The sequence below is a fragment of the Mesorhizobium amorphae CCNWGS0123 genome (assembly GCF_001686985.1).
GTDB lineage: Bacteria > Pseudomonadota > Alphaproteobacteria > Rhizobiales > Rhizobiaceae > Mesorhizobium > Mesorhizobium amorphae.
Map to the genome: position 1 here is coordinate 549318 of NZ_CP015318.1, position 13348 is coordinate 562665.

11 protein-coding genes are annotated in these 13348 nt (G+C 64.2%); 7 read left to right on the plus strand and 4 right to left on the minus strand.

The genetic code is table 11. The annotated features are described in order from the left end of the window. The first annotated feature begins 12 nt into the window (after positions 1–12). Complete coding sequence (locus A6B35_RS02570) at positions 13–1047, plus strand: aldo/keto reductase (protein WP_006206540.1); 1035 nt, start codon at positions 13–15, stop codon at positions 1045–1047. Between the two features lie 295 nt (positions 1048–1342). On the opposite strand, the gene A6B35_RS02575 is transcribed toward A6B35_RS02570, so the two are convergent. Further along, positions 1343–1615, minus strand: coding sequence for an usg protein (locus A6B35_RS02575; protein WP_006206539.1), 273 nt, complete (start codon positions 1613–1615; stop codon positions 1343–1345). A gap of 303 nt (positions 1616–1918) precedes the next feature. Here A6B35_RS02575 and acs point away from each other — a divergent pair, with 303 nt between their 5' ends. Next, positions 1919–3874 (plus strand): acetate--CoA ligase, encoded by a 1956-nt coding sequence (acs, locus tag A6B35_RS02580; RefSeq protein WP_065518144.1) that lies wholly within the window; start codon positions 1919–1921, stop codon positions 3872–3874. Then, positions 3874–4623 (plus strand): MOSC domain-containing protein, encoded by a 750-nt coding sequence (locus A6B35_RS02585; RefSeq protein ID WP_006206643.1) that lies wholly within the window; start codon positions 3874–3876, stop codon positions 4621–4623. The genes acs and A6B35_RS02585 overlap by 1 nt, the downstream gene beginning before the upstream one ends. 304 nt (positions 4624–4927) lie before the next feature. On the opposite strand, the gene A6B35_RS02590 is transcribed toward A6B35_RS02585, so the two are convergent. Continuing rightward, on the minus strand, positions 4928–6340 hold the full coding sequence (locus tag A6B35_RS02590) for a pilus assembly protein (RefSeq protein WP_006206644.1): 1413 nt from the start codon (positions 6338–6340) through the stop codon (positions 4928–4930). 324 nt (positions 6341–6664) lie between these two features. Next, positions 6665–7534 carry a transglutaminase-like domain-containing protein gene (locus A6B35_RS02595; protein WP_006206645.1) on the minus strand — a complete coding sequence of 290 codons (870 nt, stop codon included), beginning with the start codon at positions 7532–7534 and terminating at the stop codon, positions 6665–6667. A 171-nt stretch (positions 7535–7705) separates the two neighbouring features. On the opposite strand from A6B35_RS02595, the gene A6B35_RS02600 reads away from it, so the two are divergent. Beyond that, positions 7706–8371, plus strand: a complete 666-nt coding sequence (locus A6B35_RS02600; RefSeq protein WP_006206646.1) for an HAD-IA family hydrolase — start codon at positions 7706–7708, stop codon at positions 8369–8371. 207 nt (positions 8372–8578) lie between these two features. Here A6B35_RS02600 and A6B35_RS02605 read toward each other — a convergent pair whose 3' ends face one another. Further along, a complete protein-coding gene (locus A6B35_RS02605; RefSeq protein ID WP_006206647.1) occupies positions 8579–8800 on the minus strand; it encodes a DUF1674 domain-containing protein in 222 nt (73 codons plus the stop codon). Positions 8801–8902: 102 nt separating this feature from the next. Between A6B35_RS02605 and htpX the strand changes: the two genes are divergently transcribed. From htpX to A6B35_RS02620, 3 genes are all read left to right on the plus strand, one after another. Further along, positions 8903–9922: a zinc metalloprotease HtpX gene (htpX, locus tag A6B35_RS02610; RefSeq protein ID WP_006206648.1), complete on the plus strand. Its 1020-nt coding sequence runs from the start codon at positions 8903–8905 to the stop codon at positions 9920–9922. Further along, positions 9913–11301, plus strand: a complete 1389-nt coding sequence (locus tag A6B35_RS02615) for an RsmB/NOP family class I SAM-dependent RNA methyltransferase (protein WP_006206649.1) — start codon at positions 9913–9915, stop codon at positions 11299–11301. The genes htpX and A6B35_RS02615 overlap by 10 nt, the downstream gene beginning before the upstream one ends. Before the next feature lie 193 nt (positions 11302–11494). After that, positions 11495–13219, plus strand: a complete 1725-nt coding sequence (locus A6B35_RS02620) for a heparinase II/III family protein (protein ID WP_006206650.1) — start codon at positions 11495–11497, stop codon at positions 13217–13219. Positions 13220–13348 lie beyond the last annotated feature (129 nt).

Sequence of the window (13348 nt, forward strand, 5' to 3'; positions counted from 1 at the left end):
CAGGAGCAAAAAATGGACTATCGACGTCTTGGCGCATCGGGCCTGAAGGTTCCCGTACTTTCATTCGGCGCCGGCACCTTCGGCGGCTCGGGACCGCTGTTCGGGGCCTGGGGTAACAGCGACGCCGAGGAAGCGCGGCGGCTGGTCGACATCTGCCTCGAGGCAGGCGTCAATCTGTTTGACACCGCCGACGTCTATTCGAACGGCGCGTCGGAAGAGGTGCTCGGGCAGGCCATTAAAGGTCGCCGCGACGCCGTGCTGATCTCGACCAAGACCTCTTTGCCGATGGGCGATGGACCAACCGACTACGGCTCCTCGCGATCGCGGTTGATCAGGACGGTGGAAGATGCGCTGAGGCGTCTCGGCACCGACTACATCGACCTTCTGCAGCTGCATGCCTTCGATGCTCGCACGCCGATCGAGGAGGTGCTGTCGACGCTGGATGACCTCGTGCGCGCCGGCAAATTGCGCTATGTCGGCGTCTCCAATTTCTCCGGCTGGCAGGTGATGAAATCGCTCGGCCTGGCCGACAGACATGGCTACCCGCGCTACGTCGCCCATCAGGTCTACTATTCGTTGGTCGGGCGCGACTATGAGTGGGAGCTGATGCCGCTCGGCCTCGACCAGGGCGTTGGCGCGCTGGTGTGGAGCCCGCTCGGCTGGGGCCGCCTGACCGGTAAGATCCGCCGCGGCCAGCCCTTGCCGGAAAGGAGCCGGCTGCACGACACCGCGAGCTTCGGGCCGCCGGTCGAGGACGAGCATCTTTACCGGGTTGTCGAGGCGCTCGACGCTGTGGCTGCCGAAACCGGCAAGACCGTGCCGCAGATCGCCATCAACTGGCTGCTGCAGCGCCCGACGGTTTCATCCGTGATCGTCGGCGCCCGCAACGAGGAGCAACTGCGCCAGAACCTCGGCGCCGTCGGCTGGACGCTGACGCCGGAACAGGTGAAAAAACTCGACGCGGCAAGCGAAGTCACCGCGCCCTACCCCTATTTCCCCTATCGTCGACAGGAAGGTTTCGCCAGGCTCAACCCGCCGGCGGTCTGATTAAGTCGCGGTCCTTCGTTCTGGATCATCATAGACAGTTGGGGAGTAGTCGAAGCCCCTCAACTTCGTCATCCACGGGCGGAGCAGCCGCGAAGCGGCGTCGCGAAGACCCGAGGATCCATGCCGTAACCTTGGCCGAAGATAGCGGCGGAGCAGAATTCTGGACCGCGGCAACGCTTTGATGTCGCGGCATGGATCCTCGGGTCTGCGCCGCGTCGCTCCGCTCCTTGCTCCGCCCGTGGATGACGAAGCGACGGGTGGTTCCACCAATCACTTGCGGTCTGTGCTACTGCCCCTAATGCAGCACGAACTCGCCGTCGACCTTGCGCCACTCATTCGGCGCGATCAGCTTCTGGTGCGTGTAGACGACCGAATGCAGCGGACCGTCGAGCTTGGTCTTCCAGAATTCGATAAAGCGGATCAGCACCGGGAACTTCGGCGCGATGTCGTAATCCTGCCAGATGTAGCTCTGCAGCAGATGCGGATGGTCGGGAAAGTGATAAAGAATCTTGGCCGTGGTCAAGCCATAGCCTTTGAGCATCAGGTCCATTTCGGAATGGTCATGCATTGCAGCCCCCTGGGTCGATTCTCCTTTCCTCCCGACATTGGATTGTGCGCCTTGTTATTTAACTGTCTATTGATTTTTCCTGATCGTATCCGGGTTTTCCTCGCCAGAACATGCAGTTAGCAGCGACCGTGGTCGAGTGCTGACAGCATCGGATCTTGCGCCTGCGGCATCCCGCCGCGCGAATCCAACGTCTAATATTGCCGTCATCGCGGAACTGTTAATAATGCGCGCGAATTCGCGGCCGCTTTGCCGCGATGGCGCCGGCGCCCAAGCCGGCGCGTTGGTTTCGGGAGGGAAGTAAAAATGTCCGAGGTTCATGTCCATCGCATACAGCCGGCGTGGAAGAAGAACGCGCTGATCGACAATGACACCTACCTCAAATGGTATGCCGACAGCGTCAAGAACCCCGACAAGTTCTGGGGCAAGCACGGCAAGCGCATCGACTGGTTCAAGCCTTTCAGCAAGGTCAAGAACACCTCCTTCGACGGCAAGGTCTCGATCAAATGGTTCGAGGACGGCGAGACCAACGTTTCATACAACTGCATCGACCGGCACCTGAAGAAGCGCGGCGACCAGACCGCCATCATCTGGGAAGGCGACAACCCTTATGACGACAGGAAGGTCACCTACAACGAGCTCTACGCGCATGTCTGCCGCTTCGCCAATGTGCTGAAGAAGCACGGCGTCAAGAAGGGCGACCGCGTCACCATCTACATGCCGATGATCCCGGAAGCGGCCTATGCGATGCTGGCCTGCACTCGGCTGGGCGCCATCCATTCGGTGGTCTTCGGCGGCTTCTCGCCGGATGCGCTGGCCGGCCGCATCGACGACTGCAAATCGACCTTCGTCATCACCGCCGACGAGGGCCTGCGCGGCGGCAAGCATGTCCCCCTGAAGGAAAATACCGACAAGGCGATCGAGATCGCCGCCAAGGCCGGCACCAAGGTCGAGAAGGTGCTGATCGTGCGCCGCACCGGCGGCAAGATCAACTGGGTGGCGGGCCGCGACCTCTGGCACCATGACGAGATCGCGACGGTCAAGGCCGAGTGCAAGCCGGAGAAGATGAAGGCCGAGGATCCGCTGTTCATCCTCTACACATCGGGCTCGACCGGCAAGCCGAAGGGCGTGCTGCACACCACCGCCGGCTATCTCGTCTATGTCTCGATGACCCACCAATATGTCTTCGACTACCATGACGGCGACATCTACTGGTGCACCGCCGATGTCGGCTGGGTCACCGGTCACAGCTACATCGTCTACGGTCCTTTAGCCAACGGCGCGACGACGCTGATGTTCGAGGGCGTACCGAACTATCCGTCGCAGTCGCGCTTCTGGGAAGTCATCGACAAGCACAAGGTCAACATCTTCTACACCGCGCCGACGGCGTTGCGCGCGCTGATGGGCGCCGGCGACGCGCATGTGACGAAGACCTCGCGCAAGTCGCTGCGCGTGCTGGGTTCGGTCGGCGAGCCGATCAACCCGGAAGCCTGGGAGTGGTATTTCAACGTCGTCGGCAACGGCAAGGTGCCGATCGTCGACACCTGGTGGCAGACCGAGACCGGCGGTATCCTGATCACGCCGCTGCCCGGCGCCACCAACCTCAAGGCGGGTTCGGCGACGCGGCCCTTCTTCGGCGTCAAGCCGCAGCTGGTCGACAACGATGGCAAGGTGCTCGAGGGTGCGGCCGACGGCAATCTCTGCATCACCGATTCCTGGCCGGGCCAGATGCGCACCGTCTATGGCGATCACGAACGCTTCGTGCAGACCTATTTCTCCACCTACAAGGGCAAGTACTTCACCGGTGACGGCTGCCGCCGCGACGAGGACGGCTACTACTGGATCACCGGCCGCGTCGACGACGTCATCAACGTCTCCGGCCACCGCATGGGCACGGCGGAAGTCGAATCGGCTCTGGTCAGCCACGACAAGGTTTCCGAGGCGGCGGTCGTCGGCTATCCGCACGACATCAAGGGCCAGGGCATTTACTGCTATGTCACGCTGATGGCCGGCGAGGTGTCGAGCGAGACGCTGCGCAAGGAACTGGTCGACCATGTCCGCAAGGAGATCGGCGCCATCGCCACGCCCGACAAGATCCAGTTCGCGCCCGGCCTGCCCAAGACCCGTTCCGGCAAGATCATGCGCCGCATCCTGCGCAAGATCGCCGAGGACGATTACGGCGCGCTCGGCGACACCTCGACGCTGGCCGATCCGGCCGTCGTCGACGACCTTGTCGCCAACCGCCAGAACAAGAAGGCATGATGCAGGACAAGGCAGCACTGGGTGCGGTTACCCAACTCTGGCGCTATCCGGCGAGCTCGCTCGCCGGCGAGCGCCTGGACGCGATCTCGGTCGGCCCCGAAAGCATCGACGGAGACCGGATGTTCGGCCTCGTCGATCGATCGGACAATGAGATCGCACGGCCCGACCGCGACGTGAAATGGCACAAGGTGCCGTTGATCCGCATCCGGCTGACCAACAACCGCGAACTGGAGATCGCCGTCCCCGACGGCGACTGGCTGGCCGCACCGGGCACCGAGAGCGACCGCGCCATCTCCGCCTTTCTCGGCTTTGAAGCTTCGATCCGACCGTTCCACCGCGAAAACGCCGCGCCCGACTATGCCGGCCCGCTGACCGCGGAGCGCTACGTCAAGAACCCCATCCATCTGTTGACCACCGCCTCACTGGCGCGGCTGAAGGCACTGCATCCGGAAGGTGCCGCCGACCCGCGCCGCTTCCGCCCCAACATCGTCGTCGACATGGAGCCGGTCGAAGGCTCGTTCCCCGAAACGGAATGGATCGGCCGCAAGTTCGCGATCGGCGACCTGCTGCTGACGATCTCCGAACCGTGTCGCCGCTGCGGCTTCACCATCATCGCCCAGGACGGTTTCGACAACGATCCCGGAATCCTGCGCAACCTGGTGCGCCACAACGCCCATAATCTCGGCGTCTACTGCACGGTCGACCGGCCGGGGCGGGTCGAGGTTGGCGCGCCGATGCGGTTCGTCTGACAAGGCGCCTCTGGCTTTTTCAAACCTGCGTCTTGTCTTTTGCTGCAACGCACCCCATCATGAGGGTGTGTTCAACAGATCGAAAGGAGGTGATCCGATGTCGAGTGATTTCGTTTTCCAGAACGTGGCCTCAGCGGATTGCACTTTCGGGAAGCAGTCTTCCCGTTAAGGCGCGAGATGCGCGGCAGGTGACGTGAATGCGTCGCCGCCAGAGACCGCGCCATGGACGGAAACACGGAAGGCCGCCGGCTTCGAAAGAAGCGGCGGCCTTTTCCGTTCCCACGGCCTGCCCGAAGTCGGCGGATCAGCGCTTGATCGTCAGCGTCTCGATGTTGCGGGTGATCTCGTCGAACGCATTCGCCAGATCAGTGCCCGTGGCGGCCTCGTAATAATGCTTCAGCGAGGACGTGTCAGTGGTCGAGCAATTCTTCAGCACCGACTTTGCTTGATCGCGCTCGGTCGCCGTCATTGACGGGTCGTTCAGATCGAAGCCGATGGTGAATATCTCGATGCCGTCGCGCTTCATGTTGCTGCAGATGCTTTCGGCATTGCTGCGCGACATCTGGCCAGCGTCCTGCGATCTGGATGTGCCACGCCCACGGGCGAAAGCCGTGTTGAACTGACCATCCGTCATCAGGATGGCAATCTTGGCCACTTTCTTCTTGTCGAAATTGGCCGGCCCGGCGCCCAGGCCGGCATCGGCAATTGCCGGACGCCAAGCCGGAGAAAGCATGTAGTAGCCCCATTGCGCGGCGATGCCGCCTGCCGTCACGCCCGCGGCGCTGAAATCGTCGATGGCGGTGAGCAGCTTGTCCTCATTGGACGTCAGCGGAACGAGAGCCGCCGACGGGCACACCCTCATGCGATAGTCACGATTCACCTTGGCCTGATAGCGCTTGCCCTTATTGTCCAGGCGAAGCGTATCGGGCCCGTCGGACGAATAATCGGCATAGCCATCCTTGTCCTTGCGCTCGGTGGCGCATTTGTCCGGTGCTGAAGTTGCCGACACGGCGACGGCCGCGTCGACCGGCGGCGGTACCTTCGGTCCGTTCTCCGTCTCGACGAATACGGTGCCGGCCAGGCCACCGGTATTGACGGCCTCCGCGTAGGGAACAATCGCCACCCGCACGCGCGGATTGCTGGGGTCGCGATTCTGGTCGAGCAGGTCCTTGACCGCATCCGAAGCAGCGGCCTGCAGATCACCGATCTTGTCGGTCTTGCCGGATCTCTTCATCGATCCGGTCACATCCAGCATCATCGCCACTTCGACCGTCTTGTCCGAATAGAGCGCGGTTGTGGATGCCGGCACGCGCTGCATGTCGCCCATGCTGAACAGCGGGAAATAGAAGGCGACATCGACATGGACGTCCGCCCGGACGGTCTTGGCCGTCTTGTCGACCGTCAGCTTGTCGAGAATGATCTGGTCGGCCCGCAGGATGCCGGCCGCTCCGTTGGCATCGAGAAAGGCCTGCACCGACTTGTTCGCATCGGCTTCCTCGATGTCGCCGGTGGTGAGATCCCGCGCCGTCGAGGTCACAGCGGCGTCGACGATGCCCTGCAGGCTCGATTTGGCGTTGTAGAGTTGGGAGACATTGACTGCGAAGCCGACGCCCAGCGCCAGCACCGACGCCGCAAAGCCGAAGACGACGGCGAAGTTTCCGTCACGATCCCTGGCAAAGCCGCCCGCCGCCTGAACAAAACCCCTGAACTGCCGCATCTTTCCGCCTCCACTTGCCGCGGCCTCGAAACCGCATGAGGGGAGTTGCAGGAATCCGGCCGGATGGCGCTGCCGCAGCAGCGAAAGTGGTCACCTCTTATTAACTCATTGTTTTTGCTGTATTTCGAAGTGGAGCGAGGTGAACATCCGGTAAATAGAAAACCCCCGCCGCAACTTCCTTTACGAAGTGCTTACCATGATCCGCCTTGTGCTAACGGCGTGGTGACTTTCGGTCCCGATCCGGCACAGCCGAGGTTGTACCGAAGCGGACCACCCATCGATCTCGGGCGCCGGTCGCTGATGGCGTGGTCAGGCCAGCAGTCGTCAGGCTAGCATCTGCGCGCTGACGGTCCTGTCGACGCCATGATGGGGCGGATTGAACAGATTGCGCTCCTGCTCATAGGTCCAGACCTTGAACAGCGAGAGCCGGTGCGGGCCGAAACTGTGCAGCAGCGGCACGTCCGTGGCGTCGCGGCCGCGCGCGATGACGACACGACCGATTCGAGGGCGATTGTGGCGCGGATCGAACGTGTACCACTTGCCGTCGAGGAAGACTTCCATCCATGCCGAGAAATCCATCGGCGCCGGATCGACCGGCACGCCGATATCGCCGAGATAACCGTTCACGTAACGGGCCGGAATGTTCATGCAGCGGCAGAGCGTGATCGCCAGATGGGCAAAGTCGCGGCAGACACCGACGCGCTCCTCATGCGCCTGCGCCGCCGTGCGGGTCGAGCGCGCATAGCCGTAGCCGAACGACAGGCGGTTGTGGACATAGTCGACGATCGCCTGCACCCGCGCCCAGCCGGGCGGAAGCTGGCCGAAGCGCTGCCAGGCGAGGCTGCCGAGATGGTCGGTCTCGCAATAGCGGCTGCCAAGCAGATAGACGAGCACCTCATCGGGCAACTGCGCCACCGGCGTTTCCCCGGCCAGCGTGTTGACGTCGTCGGTCTCGCCGCTGTCCTCGATGACCGCGTCGTAGAGGATGCGGAACCCGCCGGCGGGTGCGGTGAAACGGCGGCAGCTGTTGCCGTGGCGGTCGTGATAGACCCGGGTCGGGACCGAAGGCGAGGTCAGCACGCGGGTCTGCCGCTTGATGTCGGCCTGGCGCTCCCGGTGGATGTCGAGCAGCGAAATGATCGGCGTTGCTGCATCACTCTCAATAGCGATTTCGTAGCCGAGCCTGATCAGCATCGCGGTTCCCCCTTTTTATCATTCTGGAAATCAGCTTTTTCAACGCGGCGGCGGCACCATAGTTCCCTCCGGCGGTCGAAAAGATGGCTCCGCGCCTTCCTAAGAAGAGACCATCGCGCTAGGGTTGAGGGAGATGCTTCGACCCTCCCGAAACGACCCCCAGGATCTTTGATGTTTGCAGGCAGAAAATTCGCGGCCTTTCTGTTCGACATGGACGGCACGGTGATCAACTCCATCGCCGCCGCCGAAAGGGTGTGGACGCAGTGGGCGCAGCGCCAGGGCCTCGACGTCGGGAAATTCCTGCCGACGATCCACGGGGTGCGGGCGATCGAGACCATCGGCCGGCTCAATCTTCCCGGTGTCGACCCCGTGCGTGAGGCCGATGCGCTGTTGCAGGCCGAAGCGGCCGACCTCGATGGCATCCTGCCGATCGCCGGCGCGGTCGCCTTTCTGAAGTCGCTGCAGCCCGAACGCTGGGCCATCGCCACGTCGGCGCCGCGCGAGCTGGCGCTGCTGCGCATGAAGGCAGCCGGCATACCGGTTCCCGCCGTCATAGTCGCCGCCGAGGATGTCACGCGCGGCAAGCCGGCGCCCGACTGTTTCCGGCTGGCGGCCGAACGGCTCGGCGTCGACGCGCGCGATTGCCTGGTCTTCGAGGACGCCCCGGCCGGCATTGCCGCGGCCGAGGCGGCCGAAGCCACGGTCATGGTGATCAGCGCCACGCACGGCCACCCTCTGCAGACGCCACACATGGCGATCGCCTCTTACGACGGGCTCGGCATCGCCATCGACGATCGCGGCTGGATCGCTCCCTCACCGGAACTGGCCGCCGCTTAAGGCCCCTAGCTTCGTCATCCCAGGGCGAAGCAGGAGCGAAGCGACGTCGCGGAGACCCTGGTATCCATGCCGTGACGCCTGCCTAGGAATGCGGCGGATCAGGATGGGAGGGGCGTTTCCGCAAATCTCCGAAGTGCGTGATCGGCAACACAAGCACCGGAAGCGCAGGAAGCCGCCATTTGCAGGCCGGCTGAATATCCGCCCAGCCTAAAAATCGCTGGTCAGGCCTTTCACTTCCCAGTCGCCATAGCGGCCGGGCTCCTTGCCGCCGCGGCCGCCGATTTCCTTCGGCAGCGCGGCTTCCTTTTCGCGATATTCTTCACGGCGCGCCTTGGCCTCTGCCAGCGCACGGCTGGCCGCCGGCGTCAGTGGCTTTTGCGACAGGTCGCGATCCGGGCCGGTGTCGGCTTTGCTGGTCTGGTCGGTCATGCGATAGTCCCGGCGGATTGAAACAGGGGCAGGCGTTTCCCATCATATAGCGATGAGCCCGCTTGGATCGACCCCTTTTCGCCCCCACGGACGGAGCAGCCGATGAACACCCTTCGCACCGCCATGCTTCTCGCCGCGATGACGGCGCTGTTCATGGGCGTCGGCTTTCTGATCGGCGGAACAGGTGGCATGATGATCGCCTTGCTGATCGCCGCCGGTACCAACCTGTTCAGCTACTGGAACGCCGACAAGATGGTGCTGTCGATGAACCACGCCGTCGAGGTCGACGAGAAGAACGCGCCCGAATACTACGCCATCGTCCAGGCGCTCGCCCAGCGGGCCGGGCTGCCGATGCCGAAAACCTATCTGATCGACAACCCGCAGCCCAATGCCTTCGCCACCGGCCGCAACCCCGAGAATGCCGCGGTGGCCGCTTCGACCGGGCTGTTGCAGAGGCTGTCGCATGAGGAGGTCGCGGCGGTTATGGCGCACGAGCTTGCCCATGTGCAGCACCGCGACACGCTGACCATGACCGTCGTCGCCACGCTTGCCGGCGCCATCTCGATGCTCGGCAATTTCGCCTTCTTCTTCGGCGGCAGCCGCGACAACAACAACCCGTTCGGCTTCGTCGGCGTGCTGGTGGCCATGCTGGTGGCGCCCTTCGCCGCCATGATCGTGCAGATGGCGGTGAGCCGCACCCGCGAATACGAGGCCGACCGGCGCGGTGCCGAGATCGTCGGAAACCCGCTTTGGCTGGCTTCGGCCCTTGACAAGATCGCCCGCAGCGCCGAACGCATCCCCAACCTGGATGCCGAGCGCAACCCGGCCATGGCCCATCTCTTCATCATCAACCCGCTTTCCGGCGCGCGCATGGACAATCTGTTCTCCACCCATCCAAACACCGACAACCGCATCGCCGCCCTGCAGGCGATGGCGCGGGAGATAGGTGGTGCGTCGCAGGCAGCGCCGCGCCAGGCACCGACGCCACGCCAGGCGGACGAGCAGCCATCGCCGGGACCGTGGGGCAAGGCAGACGAGCCGCAGCCGACGGTTGAGCCCACGCGGCCGAAGTCCAACCCGTGGGGCCGCAACCCGACCGGTCCCAAAGGTCCGTGGTCGTGAGCGGCGCCAAACGCCGGCAGCGGACATCAGGCGATCGTGAAGACAGCGCAGGCAGCGAGACGGTAGCCGGCCTTGCCGCGCGCAAGGCGGCGGCGCGCCTGCTCGCCGCCGTCATCGATGCGCGCACGCCGCTCGACGGACTGACCGATCACGAGAACGGCCACCCGCAATACAAGGCGCTCGACCTGCGCGACCGCGCGCTGGTGCGCGCCATACTGGTCACCGCGCTGCGCTATCGCATGACGATTGCGGGCCTGCTGGCGCGGCGCCTGGAAAAGCCGCTGCCGGCCAATGCCACCGTGCTGTCGCACATACTGCATGTGGCAGCGGCGCAAATCCTGTTCCTCGACGTTCCCGACAGCGCCGCCGTCGACCTTGCCGTCACCCACGCCAAGTCCGACCCGCGCACCCTGCGCTTTTCCGGCCTGGTCAACGGCGTGCTGCGCACGCTCGCGCGCTCGAAAGAGGCCGAATTGGCCGCCGCCCTTGCCGCCACCGACGAAGCGCCAAAATGGTTTTCCGACCGGTTGAAGGCGGCCTATGGCGCCGACAGGACTGGGCAGATCCTGGCCGCCCATCGCCATGAGGCACCGGTCGATTTCACCGTCAAGTCCGATCCGGCACTTTGGGCCGAACGGTTCGGCGGCATCGTGCTGCCGACCGGCACGGTGCGCGTGGAAAAGCTCAGTGCCTCCGTCCCCGACCTGCCCGGCTTCGCCGACGGCGCCTGGTGGGTGCAGGACGCTGCCGCCAGCCTGCCGGCCCGGCTGTTCGGCGATGTCGGACGGCTTCGTGTCGCCGATCTCTGCGCCGCCCCCGGCGGCAAGACCGCGCAGCTCATTCTTGCCGGCGCCAAGGTCACCGCGGTCGACACATCGAAGAACCGGCTGGCGCGGCTGACGCAGAATCTCGAACGGCTCGGTCTCTCCGCCGAGATCGTCCAGGCCGACCTGCTCGACTATCAACCGCAGGAATTGTTCGACGCAATTCTCCTCGACGCGCCCTGCTCCTCGACCGGCACGGTGCGGCGGCATCCCGACGTGCCATGGACCAAGACCATGGCCGATGTCGAAAAGCTCGCCGGGCTGCAGGCAAGGCTGCTCGCCCGCGCCGTCAGCCTGGTCAAACCGGGCGGGCGGATCGTCTTTTCCAACTGTTCGCTCGACCCGATCGAAGGCGAGGACCTTTACCGCGCCTTCCTTGCTGGCACAGCTGATGTCGTCGACGATCCCGTTCGGCCTGGCGAGTTTGCCGGCATCGATGCGTTCCTGACGCCGCAAGGGACGCTGCGCACCACGCCCGCCGATCTGATGCTTGAAACGCCTGGGATTTCCGGTCTCGACGGCTTCTTCGCCGCCCGCATGCGCCGAGCCGGCTAGAGCGCCGCGCGGGCGCGCAAAGGACGCTCTACCTCCTGGAGACCAAGAATCGTTTTTCACTAAAATTTGCTGACTTTTCTAAGGAGAATCAGGCCGCAGCAGCGTGAACTCCTTCACGATGGCGAAATCCACCTTCGCATAAGTTCTTGAATCATATAAGCTTGTCCTTGGGTATGGACGACCAGGAGGGGATTTGGCACTTGCTGCCGGCAGCACGACGCGTCTTTGGACGCTTGTCGCGAGGGAGTTCTGGCGCAAGACGCGCCGGCGCCTGCGTGCCGGGCCGATCTATCGCTGGCGCTATTCCGGCCGCACGCCCGAACGCGTCCTGATCGCGCCACCGGACCTGCGGCTCGCCGATCCGCAGATCGCGCTCGAGATCTATTACGGCCGCTATCCGCTGTCGGGCCATATGGTCGAGACCGGCGGCAAGTCGCCGTTCCAGATCGCCGTGCCCAATCGCGGCTGGCAAAAGACGCTGCACGGTTTTCGCTGGCTGCGCCACATGCGCGCCGCCGGCACCGAGCTTGCCGCCGCCAACGCCCGCGCCCTGGTTTCCGACTGGATCGCCATACACGGCAACCAGATTTCGGGCATCGCCTGGGAACCCGGCACGACGGCCAAGCGGGTCATTGCCTGGCTGCAGCATTCGTCAGTGGTGCTGCAAGGTGCGGAATTTCCCTTCTATCGCGCCTTCCTGAAATCACTTGCCATGCAGATACGCTACCTCCGGTCGATGGCGCGCGAAATGCCTGATGGCAAGGACAGGCTGCGCGCCCGTATCGCGCTCGCCTTCGCCGCTTTATCCCTGCCGGCGCCGGCATCGGCGCTGCGCAGCGCCACCCGCAACCTGGCGGAGGAGCTCGAGCGCCAGATCCTCCCGGATGGCGGCCATATTTCTCGCAACCCGATGACGGTGCTCGAACTTCTCGCCGACCTCCTTCCGCTGCGCCAGACCTACGCCAACCAGGCCGAGACGCCGCCGGCGGCGCTGATGGGCGCCATCGATCGCATGCTGCCGGCGCTGCGTTTCTTTCGCCACCAGGACGGCAGCCTCGCCCGCTTCAACGGCATGGGCGCCACCATCCACGACCGTATCGCCACCATCCTGCGCCACGACGACACTGTCGGCGCGCCGCTGCTGCATGCGCCGCATTCGGGTTATGAGCGCCTGTCGATGGGCGGCGTGACCGTCATCGCCGACACCGGCCTGCCGCCGCCCATCGATGTTTCCAACGCCGCGCATGCCGGCTGCCTCGCCTTCGAACTCTCCTCCGGCCGCCAGCACTATGTCGTCAATGCCGGCATCGACACCTACGGCGCCGCCGAATTCCGGCCACTGGCCCGCGCCACGGCCGCGCACTCGACCGCCACCATCAACGACACCTCGTCGGCGCGTTTCAGCCATTCGCTGCGTGTCAACGATCTCCTGGGCTCGCCGCTGATCGGCGGTCCGCAGCATGCGCCCTGCAAACGCACCGACCAGAAAGGCAGCCAGGGCTTCATCGCCCGCCACGACGGCTATGCCGCGCGCTTCGGCTTCCTGCACGAGCGCGAGCTGACGCTGGTGAACACCGGCAATGTACTGACCGGCAGGGACCGCTTCCTGCGCCCCGGCGGCGCTGCGATCCGCAACAACGGCCGCGACTTTGTCACGGTGCGCTTCCACATCCATCCCGATGTGGATCTGCTGCAGGACGAGCATGACCGGCTGGTGCTGACCGGCGATCAGACCGACACCTGGGTCTTCACCTGCAAGGAGGTCGTGCCGGAGGTCGAGGAATCGATCTATTTCGCCGGCCTCGGCGGCCCACGCCGCAGCCGCCAGATCGTGCTGGCCTTCAAGGCCTCCGAGATATCGGAGGTTCACTGGCAGCTGACACGGACCAGCATCGCCGGCTATCCCGAAAACAACTAATGCGTGTCGCGCAAAAAGTGCGCAGCGGTTTTGCGATAACGACATGCAAAGAAACAAGGGCTTAACGCGCGGCGTATGACTCCGTTTGGATGCGACGCGCTTTAAGCGCCTGCCGTGACGAAGCGCCCG

Bases quoted from the DNA above. Each gene is read 5' to 3' on its own strand.
- A6B35_RS02590 (WP_006206644.1), bottom strand. From the start codon at position 6,340: ATGCGGCAGTTCAGGGGTTTTGTTCAGGCGGCGGGCGGCTTTGCCAGG.
- acs (WP_065518144.1), top strand. From the start codon at position 1,919: ATGTCCGAGGTTCATGTCCATCGCATACAGCCGGCGTGGAAGAAGAAC.
- A6B35_RS02575 (WP_006206539.1), bottom strand. From the start codon at position 1,615: ATGCATGACCATTCCGAAATGGACCTGATGCTCAAAGGCTATGGCTTG.
- A6B35_RS02600 (WP_006206646.1), top strand. From the start codon at position 7,706: ATGTTTGCAGGCAGAAAATTCGCGGCCTTTCTGTTCGACATGGACGGC.
- A6B35_RS02595 (WP_006206645.1), bottom strand. From the start codon at position 7,534: ATGCTGATCAGGCTCGGCTACGAAATCGCTATTGAGAGTGATGCAGCA.
- A6B35_RS02570 (WP_006206540.1), top strand. From the start codon at position 13: ATGGACTATCGACGTCTTGGCGCATCGGGCCTGAAGGTTCCCGTACTT.
- A6B35_RS02585 (WP_006206643.1), top strand. From the start codon at position 3,874: ATGCAGGACAAGGCAGCACTGGGTGCGGTTACCCAACTCTGGCGCTAT.
- htpX (WP_006206648.1), top strand. From the start codon at position 8,903: ATGAACACCCTTCGCACCGCCATGCTTCTCGCCGCGATGACGGCGCTG.
- A6B35_RS02605 (WP_006206647.1), bottom strand. From the start codon at position 8,800: ATGACCGACCAGACCAGCAAAGCCGACACCGGCCCGGATCGCGACCTG.